Origin of the sequence: Azospirillum thermophilum, from assembly GCF_003130795.1 — a bacterium.
GTDB lineage: Bacteria > Pseudomonadota > Alphaproteobacteria > Azospirillales > Azospirillaceae > Azospirillum > Azospirillum thermophilum.
Genome location: NZ_CP029353.1, coordinates 321,254 through 340,254, shown reverse-complemented (window position 1 = coordinate 340,254; position 19,001 = coordinate 321,254). Strand labels below are relative to the sequence as shown.

Below are 19,001 nucleotides of genomic sequence, written 5' to 3'. Positions count from 1 at the left end.
GGAACGGGAGTTCGCGCCGGAAGATACAGGCGAGGCGTGAACAGACGAAGAACTTTAGCGCCCGAACAGCCGCAGGGCCGCCCTGCGTCCGGCCCATGGGCACGAAAAAAGGCGCCTTGCGGCGCCTTTCCTCCGGACCGGTCCTTCGCCCCTGCGGGGAAGGACCGGATATCCTGCCGGCCGGTTACTCGGCCTTCTTGGTCAGGTCCTCGCCGGTGGCCTGGTCGACCTGCTTCATCGACAGCTTGACCTTGCCGCGGTCGTCGAAGCCGATGACCTTGACCTTCACCTCGTCGCCCTGCTTGACGACGTCCGACACCTTGCCGACGCGCTGCTGCGCCAGCTCGGAGATGTGGACGAGGCCGTCGCGCGAGCCCAGGAAGTTCACGAAGGCGCCGAAATCGACGACCTTCACGACCTTGCCGGTATAGACCACGTTCAGTTCCGGCTCGGCGACGATGCCCTTGATCCAGTCGATGGCGGCGTCCGACTTCTTCTGGTCGACCGCCGACACCTTGACGGTGCCGTCGTCCTCGATGTCGATCTTGGCGCCGGTCTGCTCGACGATCTCGCGGATCACCTTGCCGCCGGAGCCGATCACGTCGCGGATCTTCTCCTTCGGGATGGTGATGACGGTGATGCGCGGGGCGTTCTCGTTGACACCCTCGCGGGCGCCGGTGAGGGCCTTCGCCATCTCGCCGAGGATGTGCAGGCGGCCGTCCTTGGCCTGGGCGAGCGCGATCTTCATGATCTCCTCGGTGATCGAGGTGATCTTGATGTCCATCTGCAGCGCCGTGACGCCCTTCTCGGTGCCGGCCACCTTGAAGTCCATGTCGCCCAGGTGATCCTCGTCACCCAGGATGTCCGACAGGACGGCGAAGCCGGTGTCTTCCTTGATCAGGCCCATGGCGATGCCGGCCACCGGACGGGGCAGCGGAGCGCCGGCGTCCATCAGCGACAGCGACGAGCCGCAGACCGTCGCCATCGAGGAGGAGCCGTTGGACTCCGTGACTTCCGACACCACGCGCAGCGTGTAGGGGAACTCTTCCTTCGACGGCAGCAGCGGGTGGATGGCGCGCCACGCCAGCTTCCCGTGGCCGATCTCGCGGCGGCCCGGCGAGCCCATGCGGCCGGCCTCGCCCACCGAGTAGGGCGGGAAGTTGTAGTGGAGCATGAAGTGCTCGCGGTACTCGCCTTCCAGCGCGTCGATGATCTGCTCGTCCTGGGTGGTGCCGAGCGTGGTGACCACCAGGGCCTGCGTCTCGCCGCGGGTGAACAGGGCGGAACCGTGGGCGCGCGGCAGCACGCCGACCTCGGACACGATCGGGCGGACGGTCTTGGTGTCACGGCCGTCGATGCGGCGGCCGGTCTTCAGCACCGCGCCGCGCAGGATGTCGGCCTCGAGCTCCTTGAACTCGGAGGCGATCGCCTGGGCCTCGAAGGACTCGGCCAGCGCCTCGACCGCCTTGGCCTTGGCGGCGCCGATCTTCTCGTAGCGGACCTGCTTCACCGTCTCGGTGTAGGCCGCCTCGACGTCGGCGCCGACGGTCTCGCGCAGCTTCGCCTTGAGGGCGGCGCGGTCGTAGGCCGGCTCCGGCAGGTCCCACGGCTCCTTGGCGCATTCCTCGGCGAGGTCGATGATCGCCTGGATGACCGGCTGGAAGTTCTTGTGGCCGAACATGACGGCGCCGAGCATGACCTCCTCGGTCAGCTCCTTGGCTTCCGACTCGACCATCAGCACGCCTTCGGTGGTGCCGGCGACGACGAGGTCGAGCGCCGAGCCCTCGATGGCGTCCATGGTCGGGTTCAGCACATACTCGCCGTCGACATAGCCGACGCGGGCGGCGCCGATCGGACCCAGGAAGGGGATGCCCGACAGGGTGAGGGCGGCCGAGGTGCCGACCATCGACACGATGTCCGCGTCGTTCTCCAGGTCGTGGCTCAGCACGGTGCAGATGACCTGGGTCTCGTTGCGGAAGCCGTCGGCGAAGAGCGGACGGATCGGCCGGTCGATCAGACGGCTGACCAGCGTCTCCTTCTCGGTCGGGCGGCCTTCACGCTTGAAGAAGCCGCCGGGGATCTTGCCCGCCGCGAAGGCCTTCTCCTGGTAGTTGACCGTCAGAGGGAAGAAATCGACGCCCGGCTTCGGCGACTTGGCGGCGACGGCCGTGCACAGGACGGTAGTCTCGCCATAGGTGACCAGAACGGCACCGTCGGCCTGACGGGCGATCCTGCCCGTCTCGAACGTCAGCTTGCGCCCGCCCCACTCGATTTCTTTACGGTAGACTTTGAACATGCTGCTTTTCCTTCCATCCGACACCCAAGACGGCCGGATTGCCGGCTTGGGCCGAGGCCACCAGTCGTAAGACCTCGCAGAGAAACAGGCGGGAACCGGAGATGTCGGCCACCCGGTCCCTGCCCGCGTCCAGAACGGTCACCAGCCGCCCGTCCTCGCCTTGCGCCGCTGCGGCCACAGTCGCCGGGCCAAGCTTGAGCCCGCCGCTCCGCCCGACCAGCGGGCGCGGCGTCCATAGGCCCGCATGACCAGATCCATCATCAGGATCGTCGTACGTTCGAACACGGCTCCGGACATGCTGTCGAAATTATTCCTCAAATGAAATTGCAGTTCCGACGCCACGCCATCATCCACCGTATCGACGTCGACACCAATCAGGTCGAGTGCGACAATATAGGCATACCAACTGTTGGCGAAAGAAAGATGCACGGTGTCGGGAACATTTTTCTGCGCCAGGATAGGCTGTTCCCGCAGGATGTGCGCCACCATCAACGCAGCCTGCTTGGGCTTGTTGATCAGGCTGCTCTCAATATCATTGTCTTTCTTGAACCGGTCGACCGATTCGAAGTAACGAGTTGAAATGTACTCTAAATTTTTTATATTGAAATAGTATAACTCCCCAACATCCCCCGGCGATTGCGCACGCTCGTATTGAGATCCCGGCACACATATTGGGCAGTCGCCGCCAGAAGGTCACGGCGTTCCTCGATTTTCTCTGTGATGTCAGGGGCCGCAATATCCATACAGGCATCCGTGGGATGAGAAATAGGCGGACGGTGATTTCCACCGCCCGCCCTTTCCTACCGAAAAGCAGTCACTTCTTGGGCTCGCCGCAGCTTTCCTCGATGCGCTGGAAAACACGCTCCATGGCGGCCTTGTTATGGCGTCGGTTCACCTGATCGGCCTTCCGATATTCGGTAGCCGAGAACGGCGGTGAATTGTTCCGAATCTTCCAGTTGGGAAGGAGCTTCGAAAACCCCTCTATCCAACCGGTCCGCTGAGCAGATGCCATCGGACCCTCCATAAACCATGCGAATCAGGGAATCACACCCGATTCGCACGGGTCAACGCTTTTCGGAAACGCGTCAGCGACGCAGGCCCAGGCGCTCGATGAGCGCGGCGTAGCGGCCGTTGTCCTTCTTCTTCAGATAGTCGAGAAGACGACGGCGCTGGCCGACCATGACCAGCAGACCACGGCGGGAGTGGAAGTCCTTCTTGTGGCCCTGCAGGTGCTCGGTCAGGTTCCGGATGCGCTCCGACAGGATGGCGACCTGGACCTCGGGCGAGCCGGTGTCGTTGGTGCCGCGGGAATATTCCTTGATCAGTTCCTGCTTGCGCTCGGGCGTGATCGACATCGGGGTCTCCTAGGAATCAGAGGTTGAGAACACGCACCGGACGGACCTCCGCCCCCTCCACACGGGCCAGCGCCACCGGCCTGCCGGCGGACAGCGCAAGGACGATGGCGTCCTCTCCGAGAGATCCGCGCAGCGTATCGAGACGCTCGCGGTCCTGCCGGGTGAGGAGTGCCACCGTCTGACCGTGTTTCAGTCGGTGCGCTTCGGCGTCCGTCAGGGCCAGCGCCGGGATGTCGTCCAGCGCGGTCTCGATCGGAAGCAGAAGTCTTTCGACGGCCGCACCATGATCCAAGGCGGCCAGTTCGTCCAGGGAAATCGACCCGTCGAGCGTGAAAGGCCCGACACGCAGGCGGCGCAGCACGGTCACATGCCCGACCGTGCCCAGCATTTCCGCGAGGTCGCGGGCGAGCGAGCGGACATAGGTGCCCTTGCCGCAATCGACCTCGAACACGGCGTGGTCGGGGTCGGGGCGGTCCACCAGCTCCAGCCGGTCGATGCGCACGGTGCGGGGGGCGAGGTCCACCGCATCCCCCTCGCGGGCGATGTCGTAGGCGCGCTCGCCGTTGATCTTGATGGCGCAGAACTGCGGCGGGACCTGCGAGATCTCGCCGAGGAAGCCCGGCAGCGCCGCGCGGATCGCCTCGTCGGCCGGGCGGACGGCGGAGCGGTCGATCACCTCGCCCTCGCGGTCGTCGGTGGTGGTGCGCTCGCCCCAGCGGACGGTGAAGCTGTAGGTCTTCTCGCCGCCCATGGCATAGGAGACGGTCTTGGTCGCCTCGCCCAGCGCGATGGGCAGGACGCCGGTCGCGATGGGGTCGAGGGTGCCGCCGTGCCCCGCCTTCTCGGCGTTCAGCAGGCGGCGCACCCGCGACAGCGCCTGGGTGGAGGTCAGCCCCTCCGGCTTGTCGAGCACGACCCAGCCATGGATCGGCTCGCCCTTGCGCTTACGAGCCACGACGCTGCCCTTCCGCCGCGCCGGTGTCGTCGCTTCCGGAATCCTCGTTGCCGGCGTCCTCATCCTCCGCCTCGTCCCGGCGGTCATCCTCGTCGCCGCCGTCATGCGGGGCGAGGTCGCGGGCGACTTCCGGGCTGTGGAGGATGGTGTCGATGCGGTGCGCGTAGTCGAAGGAGGTGTCTCCCTCGAAGCCGATCGTCGGGGCATGGCGCAGGTTGATGGCGCGGGCGATCTGGCCGCGCAGGAAGGGCGCCGAGCGGCGCAGCGCCCGCAGCGCCTCGTCCATGTGCCCGCCGCCGAGTGGCGTGACGAAGGCGGTGGCGTTGCGCAGGTCGGGGCTGATGCGCACCTCCGTCACCGTGACGTTCAGCTCCGCCAGTTCCGGATCGTGGAAGTCGCCGCGCCGGAACAGGTCGGCCAGCGCGTGGCGGATTTCCTCGCCCACCCGCAGCTGCCGCTGGGACGGGGGCTTGCCGGCGGTCGATGCGCCGCGATGCTTGCTCGCCATGGTCTTCGTCTTTCTCGTCAAACTGCCGGTTCAGGACCAGAGCACCGGAACGTCGTACAGCGTCGCCATCCGGTCGGCCGTCACCAGGGTCATTCCGTCCGCCGTCGCCTGGGCGACCAGCATCCGGTCGAAGGGGTCGCGGTGGTGGAGGGGGAGCATCCCAAGCTGCGTGACATGGTGGACAGCCACCCCCAGCAGATCGAAACCGCTCGCCTCTATTAGGTCCGAAAGATTCGGCGGCAAGCGGAGCTTTCCAGTTCCCGCCTTGATCTGCAGTTCCCACAGCGTCACGATGCTGACGTAGACGGGGATGCTGCCGTCCATCAATAGGGTCAGCACCCCTTTCGGCAGGCGGTCCGGCGCTTCCAACGACCACAGAAGCGAGTGGGAGTCGAGGAGCACCCTCACGCCGGCTTGTCCTCCCAACCGTCCGGCCAGGGTTCGTCCGGCTCCAGGCCGTAGAACGCCTTCAGGAGATCGTCCGGCAAAGGGGCATCGAAGTCGTCCGCGATCCAGATCCGGCCCTTTGCCAAGCCAAGCTTGCGCTCCCGGTGGCTGGCGTCCCGACCCGTGGCATCTTCGACGGGAACCAGCCTCGCCGCCGGCACGCCGTCCCTGGTGAAGACGATCTCCTCGCCGCGCGAGGCCCGGTCCACCAGTTCGGCCAGATGGCCGTCGGCCTCGGACAGTGGGATGCGGTCCATGACGCCATCCTCCTGCGCATCAAAGCGAAACGCCCGCCCGGCCCCGGCAGGGAACCGGGGCGGGGCGGGCGGATCGTCGGCTTACAGCTCGCGGGCGACTTCCTCGATCTCGAAGGCTTCGATGATGTCGCCGGCCTGGATGTTGTCGTAGTTCTCGAAGGCCATGCCGCACTCGTAGCCTTCGCGGACTTCCTTGACCTCGTCCTTGAAGCGCTTGAGCGTCTTCAGCGTGCCCTCGTGGATCACGACGTTGTCGCGCAGCAGGCGGACGCCGGCACCGCGCTTGACCACCCCCTGGGTGACCATGCAGCCCGCCACCTTGCCGACCTTGGTGATGTTGAACACCTCGCGGATCTCGGCGTAGCCGATGAAGCGCTCGCGCAGGGTCGGCGAGAGCAGGCCGGTGAGCGCCGCCTTCACGTCGTCGATCACGTTGTAGATGATCGAGTAGTAGCGGATCTCCACGCCGTCGCGCTTGGCGAGGTCGCGGGCCTGCGGGTTGGCGCGGACGTTGAAGCCGATGATCATCGCGTTGGACGCGTTGGCCAGCGTGATGTCCGACTCGTTGATCGCACCCACCGAGTTGTGCAGGACGCGGACCTTGACCTCGGTGCTCTCGGCCGTGAGCTTCTCCAGCGAGCTGGCGATGGCCTCGATCGAGCCCTGCACGTCGCCCTTGATGACGACCGGCAGTTCCTTGGCCTCGCCGGCCTGGATGCGGCTGAACATGTCCTGCAGCGAGCCGCGCGCGGTCGCCGCGTTGGCGGCCTCGCGCTTCTTGCGCTGGCGGAACTCGGCGATCTCGCGGGCGCGGGCCTCGCTCTCCACCACGGTGAAGTCGTCGCCGGCCATCGGGGTGCCGTTGAGACCCAGCACCTCGACCGGGACGGCCGGACCGGCCACCTCGACGTTCTGGCCGCGGTCGTTGATGAGGGCGCGGACGCGGCCCCACTCCGACCCGGTGACGAACACGTCGCCGACCTTCAGCGTGCCGCGCTGGACCAGGACGGTGGCGACCGAGCCGCGGCCGCGCTCCAGCTTGGCCTCGATCACGACGCCCTCTGCGGCGCGGTTCGGGTTGGCGCGCAGCTCGAGGATTTCCGCCTGCAGGAGGATGGCCTCCTCCAGCTTGTGCAGGTTGCGCTTGCCCTTGGCCGACACCTCGACGTCGAGCACGTCGCCGCCCATCTCCTCGACCACCAGCTCGTGCTGCAGCAGCTCCTGGCGGACCCGCTCGGGCTTCGCGTCGGGCAGGTCGATCTTGTTGATGGCGACGATGATCGGCACGTTGGCCGCCTTGGCGTGGCGGATGGCCTCGACCGTCTGCGGCATGACGCCGTCGTTGGCGGCGACCACCAGCACGACCACGTCGGTGACGTTGGCGCCGCGGGCACGCATCTCGGTGAAGGCGGCGTGGCCCGGCGTGTCGATGAAGGTGATCTTCGCACCCGACTCGAGCTGCACCTGATAGGCGCCGATGTGCTGCGTGATGCCGCCGGCCTCGCCCGACACCACGTCGGTCTGGCGCAGCGCGTCGAGCAGCGAGGTCTTGCCGTGGTCGACGTGGCCCATGATCGTGACGACCGGGGGCCGGGCGACCAGCAGCTCCGGCACGTCCTCGTCGCCGCGCAGGCCCACCTCGACGTCGGCCTCGGACACGCGGCGGACGCGGTGGCCGAACTCGGCCACGACCAGTTCCGCCGTATCGGCGTCGATGGTCTGGTTGATGGTCGCCATCACGCCCATGCGCATCAGCGACTTGATCACGTCGGCGCCGCGCTCCGCCATGCGGTTCGCGAGCTCCTGCACGGTGATCACTTCCGGCAGGACGACATCTCGGGTCACTTTCTGAACCTCCTGGCGGCTCATCTGACGGAGCCGCTCACGCTCGCGGGCCCGGCGGACGGCGGCCAGCGAGCGGGTGCGCTCGCCGCCTTCGTCGCTCAGCGCCTGCGAGACGGTCAGCTTGGAGCTCTTGCGGCGGTCGGCGCCCGGACCCTTGCGGGCCGGAGCGGCCGGAGCCTTGGCAGCACCCTTGCCGGCCTTGCCGCGGGAGCGGTCGTCCTCCTCGTCGTCGGCGCGCGGCGGAGCGACGCCGCCGACCGGGGGACGGGCGGGAGCCTCGGCGGCCGGACGGGCCGCACCGGCGGCCGGACGGGCACCGGGAGCCGCGGGACGGGCGGCGGCACCGCCGCGGGCGGCAGGCTCGGCCTCCTTGCGCTTGGCCTCCTCGGCCTCCTTGCGCTTGGCCTCTTCCTCCTGGCGGCGGCGCTCGGCCTCCTCGGCCTCCTTGCGCTCCTCCTCCTGGATGCGGCGCAGCTCTTCCAGCTCACGCTTGCGCAGGGTCTCGGCGTCGAGGAACTCGGGCTCCTCCTCGACCTCCGGCTCCGCCTCGACGACGGCGTCCTGCTCGGCCTGGAGGGCGGCCACCGCCTCGGCCTCGGCCTCGCGGATCGCCTCCTCCTCGGCCTCGATCCGGCGCTGTTCCTCGTCGCGCACCGCCCCCTGGAGGGCGCGCAGGCGGGCCTCGCGCTCCTCGCGGGTCAGCTGGCGCACGGCTCCGCCGGAACCGCCGCGCGGACGCTGGCCGGGAACGCCGCGGATCGGGATGCCCTGGGCGGCCTGACGGGCGGCGGCGCCGCCGTCGGCCACGCCGGGCACCGAGCCCTTCTCGACGTGACGCTTACGCTTGACCTCCACGGTCACCGCCTTTGACCGGCCATGGGAGAAGCTCTGCCGGACCTGGGTCTCGACCGGCTTCTTCAACTCCAGCTTGCCCTTGGTGGAGCCGGAGAGGTGCAAGACTTTCTTCTGGTCCTGGTCGTTGCTGTCGGTCATCGGTTCCCGAATGGTCAGACGTTACATTCCCGACCGGCCGGCATCGTCGCCGGTGGCCAAGCCCTTCAATCCCTTCAGCCGCCCCGCGTCGCGGGCCAGCCGTTTCGCCAGACGCCCGCGCGCCACGACGGCGTGCACGGCGTGATCGCGCCCCAACGCGGCGGCGAGCACCGCCGAGTCGAAGAGATCGATCACCGGCAGGTCGGGCGCGAGCGCCGTGACCTTGCCACGCTGGTCCAGCGATCCGTCCGCGGCCTCGACCAGCAGGGCCGGGGGTACCCCCGTCCGGCCGACCTGGTTGTTCCGCAGCGACTCGCGCACCTTCTCATACCCTGCCAGAGCCTGCCCGGCGCGCCGGGCGAGGCCCAGCGCATCCAGACATTGCCGCTCCAGCAGCCTCTCCAGCCGCTCCCCCAGGTCGTCCGGCACGCGCACGGCGCGCCGGGCGGCCTTGGAGAACAGCGACTTCGCCATGGCTTTCGCCAGGGCGGGCCTGTCGGCCGACAGCCAGAGGCCGCGGCCGGGAAGCGTCTCTTCCAGATCCGGCACCAGCTCCCCGTCGGGGGAGACGGCGAAACGGATCATGCCGTCCTTGGGCTGCACCGCGCCGGTGGCGACACAGCGGCGCAGCGGCCCCTTTTCCTCGTCCGCCGGCAGCGGAGTCGAATCCGGTTCCACCGGTTCCATCGCGTCGTCCAGCCCAGTCATCCTTGCCGTGGGAGACCCGTACCCCAGGGATTTACACCCGAGGTCCGGGCCACGCCAGCCCAACTCTCACAGACCAGTCCCGCGGCACCGTTTCCGGCCCCGCGGGCTGGGTCGCATCACGCCGCCGGCCCGTCCGTGGGCGCCGCCGGGGCCGCAGCCCCCTCGCCACCCTCTTCGCCGAACCAGTGGGCGCGCGCCGCCATGATGACGTCGTTCGCCGACTCCTCGGTCAGGGCATCCTTGCCGAGGATCTCGCGCAGCTCGTCGCCCGACAGGTCGGCGAGGTCGTCCAGCGTCTTCACGCCGTTCTCGCCCAGCTTGACGAGCTGGGTCGGGGTAAAGTCGGCGAGGTCGGCGATGGCGTCCTCGACCCCCAGCGCCTTGCGCTTCTCGGTCATGCGGACGTCCTGCTCCTCGAGGAAGTTCAGGGCGCGCTGCTTCAGCTCCTCCGCCACGTCGGTGTCGAAGCCCTCGATCTCCGCCAGCTCGTCGGTGTCGACGAAGGCGATTTCCTCGACCGAGGTGAAGCCCTCCGCCACCAGCAGGTGGGCAATGACGTCGTCGACGTCCAGGGCTTCCATGAAGAGACCGGAGCGCGAGCGGAATTCCTCGGAGCGGCGCTCCGACTCCTCCTGCTCGGTCAGGATGTCGATGTCCCAGCCGGTCAGCATCGAGGCGAGGCGGACATTCTGGCCGCGGCGGCCGATCGCCAGCGAAAGCTGGTCGTCGGGCACCACCACCTCGATGCGCTTGTTCTCGTCGTCGAGCACGACCTTGGCGACCTCGGCCGGGGCGAGCGCGTTGACCACGAAGGTCGCCGGATCGTTCGCCCACGGGATGATGTCGATCTTCTCGCCCTGCAGCTCGCCGACCACCGCCTGGACGCGGCTGCCGCGCATGCCGACGCAGGCGCCGACCGGATCGATCGAGCTGTCCTTCGACAGCACGGCGATCTTGGCGCGCGAGCCGGGATCGCGGGCGACGGCGCGGATCTCGATGATGCCGTCGTAGATCTCCGGCACCTCCTGCTCGAACAGCTTCGCCATGAACATGGGATGCGTGCGGGACAGGAAGATCTGCGGGCCGCGCGGCTCCTCGCGGACGTCGAAGATGTAGGCGCGGACGCGGTCGCCGTTCTTGAAGTGCTCGCGCGGCAGCAGCTCGTCGCGGCGCAGGATGGCCTCGGCCCGGCCGAGGTCGACCGTGACGTTGCCGTACTCGACGCGCTTGACGAGGCCGTTGACGATCTCGCCGACGCGGTCCTTGTACTCGTTGAACTGGCGGCGGCGCTCGGCGTCGCGCACCTTCTGGACGATGACCTGCTTGGCGGTCTGCGCGGCGATGCGGCCGAAGTCGATCGGCGGCAGCGGGTCGACCAGGAAGTCGCCGACCTGGATGTCGGGCTTGCGGCGCTTGGCATAGGCCAGCGTCACCTGGGTCGCCTCGTTCTCCACCGTCTCCACCACCTCCAGGTAGCGGTTCAGGTGGATGTCGCCGGTCTTGCGGTCGATGCGCGCGCGGATGTCGTGCTCGTGGCCGTACTTCGAGCGTCCAGCCTTCTGAATCGCCTGCTCCATCGCATCCAGGACCTCGTCCCGGTCGATGTTCTTTTCGCGGGCGACCGCGTCAGCGACTTGCAGCAGTTCCATCCGTCACACTTCCTGGATCGGCATTAGGTCTCGGGAGAGGCGCTCTTGAGGCCCGCCGGGACGACGTCAGCCCTGGCCCTGGCTGGCGCGGATCAGGTCGTCCGTCAGAACCAGCTTGGCGCGCAGGATGTTGTCGAATTCCAGCTTGGCGGCTCCCTGTTCGGTATCGATGCACACGAGGTTGTCCTCGACGCCCTTCAGTATGCCCTTGAAGCGTTTGCGCCCGTCGACGGCGACGCGGCTTTCCAGCTTCGCTTCGAAGCCGGCGAACCGCTCGTAGTCCTTCAGGCGCGTCAGCGGCCGGTCGATGCCGGGCGAGCTGACTTCCAGCGTGTAGGCGGCCTTGATCGGATCCTCGACGTCCAGCACCGCGGAGACCGAGCGGCTGATGTCCGCGCAGTCCTCCACCGTCATCGGTGCGCCGTCGGTGCGTTCGGCCATGATCTGCAGAACCGCGCTCTTGCTACCGGACAGCTGCACCCGCACGACCTCGTAGCCCAAGCCCTCGACCGTCGGAGTGATGATCTGTTCGATGCGTTCGACTGCGTCCATTCCACCTGACCTGTTCCAGCGGCCGGATTCGGACCGGCCCGCAGGATTCCACACGCTGATAAAAAAATAAGTGGGCCAAGGCCCACCCGCAAAGCGTCCCGACGGCCCAGTTTCCCGGGCCGCCGATCCGTATGGGTTCTTGCAGTCGAATATAGTCGGGATTCGATTTGCTGCAAGCGGAATCCGGTTGTGGCCGGGCCATCCTGCGACAGCATCGATGGATCTACCGTCTCTATCCGTCGGCAAGCGCCCGGACGTCCGGACGTACCGCCGCGTGCCGGAGGAAGGAATGCCGCTGCGCTCACCTCGGGCTGTCGTCCATCGGGGACCGATCCGATGGAGACGATACCTCCTATTCTGCTTTCTTACCGCGCCTTGCGGACGAAGCGCAGGAAGACCGGCTTGCGGCCGGCGGCGATCGCCTTTTCCTCGTAGCGGGTCGGCGGCCAGTCGGACGGGCGGACGCGCCAGTCGGATGGACCGCGGGCGGTCCACTCGAAGTTCGGGTCCTTCACCGTATGCTCCAGCATCCAGCGCACCAGCCCCATGTCGTCGCTGGCCAGCCGCAGCTCGGCCCCGTCCTTCAGCACGCGGGCCAGCCGCGGCAGGTTCTCGGGGCCGATGAAGCGGCGCTCCCAATGGCGCTTCTTCGGCCAGGGATCGGCGAACAGCACGAAGGCGCGGCCGATCGACGCGTCCGGCAGGGCGTCGAGCAGCGGCCGGGCATCGTCCGGCAGGACGCGGACCGTATCCTGCAGTCCGGCCTTCTCCACCATCGCCAGCAGCCCGGCGACGCCGTTGACGAAGGGCTCCGCCCCGATCAGCCCGATGTCGGGGTTGTGCTCCGCCTGCCAGGCGAGGTGATGGCCGCTGCCGAATCCGACTTCCAGCCAGACGTCGCGGACCGGTCGGCCGAACAGGGCGGCCGGCTGGTCGATGCGGTCACCGGGCCCGGGCACCGGCAGGGCGATCGACGGCAGCAGCGTGTCGATCAGCGAGGACTTGTACTTGCGCAGCGGGCGGCCCTTCCGGCGGCCGTAGAGGCGGCCGGAGGAGCTGGTGGCGGAGCCGGAATGGTCGTCGGTCATCGGAGGAAAAGGCCGTAGGAAAACAGGTTCCGGAAACGAGTGCAGGGGCCGCAAGGCCCCTGCATGGTCTGGTCGACGGTGGCTGCGCTTAGAAGAAGGCGGCGCGCAGGTCGTTGACGAGGTCGGTCCTCTCCCAGGAGAAGCCGCCGTCCGCCTCCGGCTCGCGGCCGAAATGGCCATAGGCCGCGGTGCGGGCATAGATCGGCTTGTTCAGCCCGAGATGCGTGCGGATGCCGCGCGGGCTGAGGTCGACGAGCTGCTGCAGGACCTGCGACAGGCGATCCTCGTCAACCTTGCCGGTGCCGTGGGTGTCGACATAGACCGACAGCGGCTTCGACACGCCGATGGCGTAGGACACCTGGATGGTGCACTTGTCGGCCAAGCCGGCGGCGACGACGTTCTTCGCCAGATAGCGGGCGGCGTAGGCGGCCGAGCGGTCGACCTTGGTCGGGTCCTTGCCCGAGAAGGCGCCGCCGCCGTGCGGGCGGCACCGCCGTAGGTGTCGACGATGATCTTGCGGCCGGTCAGGCCGGCGTCGCCGTCCGGGCCGCCGATGACGAAGCGGCCGGTCGGGTTGACGTAGAAGCTCTCCTCGTCGCACATCCAGCCGGCCGGCAGCACGTTCAGGACGTGCGGGCGCACGATCTCGCGCACCTCCTCCTGGCTCAGCCCATCGGCATGCTGGGTCGAGACGACGATCGCGGTGGCGCGCACCGGCTTGCCGTTCTCATACTGCAGCGTGACCTGGCTCTTGGCGTCGGGGCCGAGCTGCGGGGCGGCTCCCGAGTGGCGCGCCTCGGCCAGCGACTTCAGGATGGCGTGGGAATAGTAGATCGGCGCCGGCATCAGCGCCGGCGTCTCGTTGCAGGCATAGCCGAACATGATGCCCTGGTCGCCGGCACCCTCGTCCTTGTTCCCCGCGGCATCGACGCCGACCGCGATGTCGGCGGACTGGGAATGGACGAAGCACTTGACGTCCATCTTCTCCCAGTGAAAACCGTCCTGCTCGTAGCCGATGTCCTTCACCGCCGCGCGGGCGACCTCGACCAACAGGTCCGGGGTGATGGAGGACGGACCGCGCACCTCGCCGGCGAGGACGACCTGATTGGTCGTGGCCAGCGTCTCCACCGCCACGCGGGCGTAGGGGTCGTGCGAGAGGTACAAATCGACGATGGCATCGGAGATGCGGTCGCAAACCTTGTCCGGATGGCCTTCGGACACGGACTCGCTGGTGAAGACGTAGTTGAGCTTGGCCACGGCAACCTCGGATATATGCGGTGCGCTATTTCACAAGTCAAAATGACAGATCGGTACAGCGCCCGCTCGACACCGATCCAAGTCGTATTTGACAAGGTTTTCCCACCGGGTCAAGCGGACTCCCGGCCGCGCCGGGTATCAAAAATGCCGCTGTCTATCCGTGGAGGCTGCATCCGAATGGGGGGCGCGGCCGTGAATCGCAACCCCCCGTTCGGCCAGCATCACTCGGCGCTTTCCGCCGTCGCGGCGTTGGCAACCGCCTTGGTCAGTTCGAACAGGCGCTTGCGCACGGACGGGTCGTTGATCCGGTAGTAGGCGCGCACCAGTTCCAGCGTCTCGCGCTTGGCCATCGGATCCGGCTCGTAGGCGCCGGCGCTCCGCTCCTCGGCGCCCTCGCCGCCGTCCTCGTCATCGACCGGAGCCGAGGCGGCGTCCGCCGGCATGTCGTCGAAGAAGAAGGAGACCGGAACGTCCAGCACGCGGCTGAGGTCGAACAGGCGCGACGCGCCGATCCGGTTGGCGCCGCGCTCGTACTTCTGGACCTGCTGGAAGGTCAGGCCGATCGCCTCGCCCAGCTTCTCCTGGCTCATGCCGAGGAGGGTGCGGCGCAGGCGGACGCGCGATCCGACATGCACGTCGATGGGGTTCGGCTTCCCGGTCTTCGGGCGGCCGGCGGACGCGCGACGGCCGCGCGGCGCTCCTGCGGTTGCTGTAGCTGGCATCTCAACTGTCCCTGTTAGAGTTGTGAATCTTTAATACGACATATCCGGGTATGCAGTCAAGCCTGCGCTCCTCGCGCTCTTTGCGGGTACTGCGCATTGTCCGGCAGTTGCATCAACGCCCGTTGCGAGCGCGCAAACCGGCAAGAAAACAACCCGCCAGCAATAGAGCGAAAGTCGTATCTCCAATGCGGCCGAACAGCGTCACCCCGGCTGGCGCTTTCGGCAAGTCCGCATCGACAAAACCCCGCTCGCCCAACCCAAGCAATGCTGTCACACGTCCATAGGCGTCCACCACCCCGGAAATACCCGTATTGGCAACCCTGACCAGCGGCCGCCCTTCCTCAACCGCGCGCAACCTCACGATCGCGAAGTGTTGATGGGGTCCTGCGGTCTCGCCGTACCACGCATCGTTGGTCAGGTTCAGCAACCAATCCGGCCTATGACCGGTATCCAAAACCGCAGAAGGAAAGATTCCCTCGTAGCAGATCAACGGACTGACCGGCGGCAGGCCCTTCAGATCCAGGGTCACCGGCCCCGGGCCGGCAGAGAATTCGGCTCCGTTTCCGGCGATCGCGCCGACCGGCAGCCAGCGCCGCAGCGGCATGTATTCTCCGAAGGGCACCAGGTGGAACTTGTCGAAACTGCCGTCGATCGCGCCGCTGCCATCAATGGCGATCATACTATTGTAGTACCGCCGTTCCCCTCCCGCATCGAGGGTGGTGCGGGGCGCGCCGGTGATGACCAGCCCGCCCGGCGGCGCCACGGACCCGAGGACCTGCCGCAGCCGCGCATCCTGGTCGATGAAGAAGGGAACCGCCGTTTCCGGCCAGATGACGTGGGTGACCGGCTGCGCCGGCCGGGCGGACGAAGACTGCGACGGCTGGGCCGCCGAAAGCTGGAGATGCTGCTGGACATTGCGCTCGCGCTCGCCCGATGCCCATTTCAGGCGCTGGTCGATGGCCGCCTGGACCAGCCGCAGCCGCACGCCCGGCACGGTTTCGGCCGACGCCCCGGCGAGACGCCAGGCGCCCCACAGGCCGAGTGCGACAAAAAGCGTCAGGCCGGCGGCGACGGCGGCGGCTCCGCGTGCGCGCGGCACCAGCGGATCGGCCAGCACCGCCGGCAGCGCCGCGACCAGCGCGGTCAGCAGCCCCAGCCCATAGACGCCGAACAGGGAGACGCTCTGCAGGACCGGCAGCACGCCGTCCCACGAATAGCCGATCAGGTTCCAGGGGAAGCCGGTGAAGACGTGGCCGCGCAGCCACTCGAACAGGCCCCAGCAGGCTGCGAACAGCAGCGGCCTCCCCAGCCCCTGCGCCATGCCGCGGCTGCGCAGCCGATGGAACAGCCAGACGGCGCCGCCGCTGAACATCGCCATCAGCACCGGAAGCCCGGCGGCCGACAGCGGCAGCGCCCACCAGAAGCGCCCGATGTCGGTGAACAGCGCGGCGCTGACCCAGTAGAGGCCGAGGAGATGGTGGCCGAACCCGAAGACCCAGCCCGTGGCGAAGGCCCCCCGCCCCGTCCGCACCCCGTCGAGCAGCCAGAGCAGCCCCGGGAAGGCGATCAGCAGCAGCGGAACCGCATCGGCCGGCGGCAGGGCGAAGGTGGCGAGCCCGCCCAGCGCCGCCGCGACGGCGAGCCGGCGCCAGCCGGACAAGGCGGCAAGCCGGGCCGACAGGCGGCCGAACAGGGGGGCGGGAACAGACATCGTCTCGCTGGCGGACAAGGAGAATCACTCCCGACGGGCACGCGCGAACGGCGCCGCCCATAGGTGGGACGGCGGCGACAGCGCGCAAGTTGTTATCGCGCAGGAAGGTTGCGCCCGGGTTTAGGTTTCGCCGGCCGGTCGCAGGATCAGCCGGTTTCGGCGAGGACCGTGCTGGAGGCCGGCGCGTTGCGGATGCGGACCCGCTTCAGCCGGCGGGAATCGGCATCGACCACCTCGAACTCGACCCCCGAGGGGTGGACCAGATGCTCGCCCCGGCCCGGCACGCGGCCGGCGAGCGAGACCACGAGGCCGCCCAGCGTGTCGATGTCCTCCCGCTCCTCCTCGGTCAGGACGGGGCCGACGCGCTCCTCGAAATCCTCGATGGACAGGCGGGCGTCGGCGATCAGGCTGCCGTCGGGACGCTCGACCAGCCGCGGGGCCGCGTCCTCGTCGTGCTCGTCCTCGATCTCGCCGACGATCTCCTCCACCAGATCCTCGATGGTGACGAGGCCGTCGATGCCGCCGAACTCGTCGACGACCAGGGCGAGGTGGCGGCGGTTCTGCCGCATCTCCACCAGCAGGTCGAGCACCGGGCGCGAGGGGGCGACGATCATCACGTCGCGCACGATGTCCTTCAGCTCGCCGCCGGTCGCGCCGGGAGGCCGCCGGCCGGCGACCAGCGACAGCGCGTCCTTGATGTGGATCATGCCGACGACGTCGTCGAGCGTCTCGCGGAAGACCGGCAGGCGCGAATGCCCCTCCTCGGCCAGCCGCTGCACCAGGTCGGGCAGGGGGGTGTCGATGTCGACCGCGACGATGTCGGCGCGGGGGACCATCACGTCGGACACGTGGCGGCCGCGGAGCTTGAGGATGTTGGTGAGGAGCGCCCGCTCGCCGGCGCCCAGCGATGCCTCCTCGTCGTCCAGGTCTTCGATCAGTTCCTGGATCGACGCACGCAGCGACGTATCGCCGCGCCCTCCCCAGACGGTGCGGAGCCAGCCTTTGAACAGGTGGCCCAGGGAACTGTGGTCTTCGGCCCCGTCTTCACGGGGCGTGCGACTGTCGGAGGTCTCGCTCATCGGTCCGGTGGTTCGTCGTGGTTCGGTACCCCGCCGGTCTCGCCGACATCCGTTTCGCTGACGTCGGCATCGATTCCGCCGGGGGATCGGTGTGCGGCGTAAGGATCGGCGATGCCGAGGGTGGCGAGGATCCGGGTTTCCAGATCCTCCATCTCCTCGGCCTCGTCGTCCGTCTCGTGATCATACCCGAGCAGGTGCAGAACGCCATGCACCACAAGGTGGGTCATATGGTCGGCCGGCGACTTGCCCTGTTCGGCAGCCTCGCGCCCGACGGTCTCGAAGGCGAGGATGACGTCGCCCAGCATCAGCGGCGCGCCCTCGGCCTCCGGCTCCTCCGCCTCGGTCAGGGCGAAGGACAGGACGTTGGTCGGCCGGTCCTTGCCGCGATAGTCGCGGTTGAGCTGGTGGACCAGCGCGTCGTCGGCCAGCACGACCGACAGCTCGGCCGGGCCTTCCTCCTCGTCCCAGGCGGCGGCCAGCGCCGCCAGCGCGGCGCGCTCCGCCTGCCAGTCCGCGTCCTCCGGCCAGTCGCCGGCCTCGCGCGTCACCGAGACGTCGACGGTCATCACGGCGTGCCCTCCACCTCGGGGTCGTCAGCGGCGGCGGGGGCGGCCGGTTCCGGACGCTGGCTGCGGGGGGCCTTGGCGCGGGCGTCGGCCGCGTCGTAGGCGCGGATGATGCGGGCGACCATCGGGTGGCGGACCACGTCGGCGTCGGTGAAGTGGACGAAGCGCACGCCCTCCACCCCGCGCAGGATGTCCAGCGCGTCGCGCAGGCCCGACCGGGTGCCCGAGGGCAGGTCGATCTGCGAGATGTCGCCGGTGACCGCCATGCGCCCGCCCTCGCCGAGGCGGGTCAGGAACATCTTCATCTGCATCGGCGTGGTGTTCTGCGCCTCGTCCAGGATGACGAAGGCGTTGGCCAGCGTGCGGCCGCGCATGAAGGCGAGCGGCGCGATCTCGATCTCGCCGGACTCCAGCCGCTTCTTCACCTGCTCGGCCGGCAGCATGTCGTGCAGCGCGTCGTAGAGCGGGCGCAGGTAAGGATCGACCTTCTCCTTCAGGTCGCCGGGCAGGAAGCCCAGCCGCTCGCCCGCCTCGACCGCCGGGCGCGACAGCACGATGCGGTCGACCTGGCCGCTGGTCAGCAGGGCCACGGCCTGCGCCACCGCCAGATAGGTCTTGCCGGTGCCGGCCGGCCCCAGCCCGAACACCAGCTCGCTTTCCGCCAGCGCCTGGAGATAGGCGGCCTGGGTCGGCGAGCGCGGGGTGATCGGCCCGCGGCGGCGGGTGCGCAGCGCGATCTCCGCCCGGGTGATGGTGGCGAGGTTCTGGCCGCGCGCCTCCTCCCCGCCGTCGGCCGTCGCCATGCGCACCGCGGCGTCCACCTCGGCGGCGCCGACGGGCATGTTGCGCTTCAGCCGCTCGTAGAGCGCGTCGAGCGCCGACCGGGCGGCCTCCGCCGAGTCGGCGGGGCCGGAGACGGTCAGGACGTTGCCGCGGGAGATCAGCGAAACGCCGAGCTGGTTCTCGATGCGCGCAAGGTGGCGGTCATGCTCACCATACAGCATCGGCAGGAG

The 19,001-nt window shown here is 68.4% G+C and carries 19 protein-coding genes and 1 pseudogene; all 20 read right to left on the bottom strand.

Annotation, left to right across the window (positions count from 1 at the left end):
• Positions 1 to 184: 184 nt before the first annotated feature.
• On the bottom strand, positions 185 to 2,296 hold the full coding sequence (gene pnp / locus DEW08_RS07685; RefSeq protein WP_109325924.1) for a polyribonucleotide nucleotidyltransferase: 2,112 nt from the start codon (positions 2,294 to 2,296) through the stop codon (positions 185 to 187).
• Positions 2,277 to 2,438, bottom strand: a complete 162-nt coding sequence (locus DEW08_RS31085; protein ID WP_168220316.1) for a hypothetical protein — start codon at positions 2,436 to 2,438, stop codon at positions 2,277 to 2,279. The genes pnp and DEW08_RS31085 overlap by 20 nt, the downstream gene beginning before the upstream one ends.
• Positions 2,435 to 2,962, bottom strand: a complete 528-nt coding sequence (locus tag DEW08_RS07680; protein WP_146214662.1) for a hypothetical protein — start codon at positions 2,960 to 2,962, stop codon at positions 2,435 to 2,437. Before DEW08_RS07680 ends, DEW08_RS31085 begins: the two co-directional genes overlap by 4 nt.
• A gap of 148 nt (positions 2,963 to 3,110) precedes the next feature.
• Positions 3,111 to 3,308, bottom strand: a complete 198-nt coding sequence (locus DEW08_RS30690) for a hypothetical protein (RefSeq protein WP_146214661.1) — start codon at positions 3,306 to 3,308, stop codon at positions 3,111 to 3,113.
• 73 nt (positions 3,309 to 3,381) lie between these two features.
• Positions 3,382 to 3,651, bottom strand: coding sequence for a 30S ribosomal protein S15 (gene rpsO / locus DEW08_RS07675; protein WP_109325922.1), 270 nt, complete (start codon positions 3,649 to 3,651; stop codon positions 3,382 to 3,384).
• Positions 3,652 to 3,667: 16 nt separating this feature from the next.
• Positions 3,668 to 4,606, bottom strand: a complete 939-nt coding sequence (truB, locus tag DEW08_RS07670) for a tRNA pseudouridine(55) synthase TruB (RefSeq protein WP_109325918.1) — start codon at positions 4,604 to 4,606, stop codon at positions 3,668 to 3,670.
• Positions 4,596 to 5,114 (bottom strand): 30S ribosome-binding factor RbfA, encoded by a 519-nt coding sequence (gene rbfA, locus DEW08_RS07665; protein ID WP_109325917.1) that lies wholly within the window; start codon positions 5,112 to 5,114, stop codon positions 4,596 to 4,598. The genes truB and rbfA overlap by 11 nt, the downstream gene beginning before the upstream one ends.
• 30 nt (positions 5,115 to 5,144) lie before the next feature.
• Positions 5,145 to 5,522 (bottom strand): type II toxin-antitoxin system VapC family toxin, encoded by a 378-nt coding sequence (locus DEW08_RS07660; protein ID WP_109325914.1) that lies wholly within the window; start codon positions 5,520 to 5,522, stop codon positions 5,145 to 5,147.
• Positions 5,519 to 5,818, bottom strand: a complete 300-nt coding sequence (locus DEW08_RS07655) for a type II toxin-antitoxin system Phd/YefM family antitoxin (RefSeq protein WP_109325905.1) — start codon at positions 5,816 to 5,818, stop codon at positions 5,519 to 5,521. Before DEW08_RS07655 ends, DEW08_RS07660 begins: the two co-directional genes overlap by 4 nt.
• An 81-nt stretch (positions 5,819 to 5,899) precedes the next feature.
• On the bottom strand, positions 5,900 to 8,656 hold the full coding sequence (gene infB / locus DEW08_RS07650) for a translation initiation factor IF-2 (RefSeq protein ID WP_109325904.1): 2,757 nt from the start codon (positions 8,654 to 8,656) through the stop codon (positions 5,900 to 5,902).
• Positions 8,657 to 8,677: 21 nt separating this feature from the next.
• Positions 8,678 to 9,364 carry an RNA-binding protein gene (locus tag DEW08_RS07645; RefSeq protein ID WP_181449436.1) on the bottom strand — a complete coding sequence of 229 codons (687 nt, stop codon included), beginning with the start codon at positions 9,362 to 9,364 and terminating at the stop codon, positions 8,678 to 8,680.
• 116 nt (positions 9,365 to 9,480) lie between these two features.
• A complete protein-coding gene (gene nusA, locus DEW08_RS07640) occupies positions 9,481 to 11,013 on the bottom strand; it encodes a transcription termination factor NusA (protein ID WP_109325902.1) in 1,533 nt (510 codons plus the stop codon).
• Between the two features lie 66 nt (positions 11,014 to 11,079).
• A complete protein-coding gene (gene rimP, locus DEW08_RS07635) occupies positions 11,080 to 11,565 on the bottom strand; it encodes a ribosome maturation factor RimP (protein ID WP_109325901.1) in 486 nt (161 codons plus the stop codon).
• A gap of 365 nt (positions 11,566 to 11,930) precedes the next feature.
• Positions 11,931 to 12,653, bottom strand: a complete 723-nt coding sequence (gene trmB, locus DEW08_RS07630) for a tRNA (guanine(46)-N(7))-methyltransferase TrmB (protein WP_109325900.1) — start codon at positions 12,651 to 12,653, stop codon at positions 11,931 to 11,933.
• Positions 12,654 to 12,741: 88 nt separating this feature from the next.
• A pseudogene (metK, locus tag DEW08_RS07625) lies at positions 12,742 to 13,910 on the bottom strand (methionine adenosyltransferase).
• A 221-nt stretch (positions 13,911 to 14,131) separates the two neighbouring features.
• A complete protein-coding gene (locus tag DEW08_RS07620) occupies positions 14,132 to 14,632 on the bottom strand; it encodes a helix-turn-helix domain-containing protein (RefSeq protein WP_109325899.1) in 501 nt (166 codons plus the stop codon).
• A 112-nt stretch (positions 14,633 to 14,744) separates the two neighbouring features.
• The gene (lnt, locus tag DEW08_RS07615) at positions 14,745 to 16,292 is read right to left on the bottom strand and encodes an apolipoprotein N-acyltransferase (RefSeq protein WP_245986473.1); all 1,548 of its coding nucleotides are present in this window, start codon (positions 16,290 to 16,292) and stop codon (positions 14,745 to 14,747) included.
• Between the two features lie 197 nt (positions 16,293 to 16,489).
• A complete protein-coding gene (locus DEW08_RS07610; RefSeq protein ID WP_109325893.1) occupies positions 16,490 to 17,422 on the bottom strand; it encodes a hemolysin family protein in 933 nt (310 codons plus the stop codon).
• Positions 17,419 to 17,988 carry an rRNA maturation RNase YbeY gene (gene ybeY, locus DEW08_RS07605; RefSeq protein WP_109325892.1) on the bottom strand — a complete coding sequence of 190 codons (570 nt, stop codon included), beginning with the start codon at positions 17,986 to 17,988 and terminating at the stop codon, positions 17,419 to 17,421. Before ybeY ends, DEW08_RS07610 begins: the two co-directional genes overlap by 4 nt.
• A complete protein-coding gene (locus DEW08_RS07600) occupies positions 17,988 to 18,992 on the bottom strand; it encodes a PhoH family protein (RefSeq protein WP_109329627.1) in 1,005 nt (334 codons plus the stop codon). The genes ybeY and DEW08_RS07600 overlap by 1 nt, the downstream gene beginning before the upstream one ends.
• Between the last annotated feature and the right edge of the window lie 9 nt (positions 18,993 to 19,001).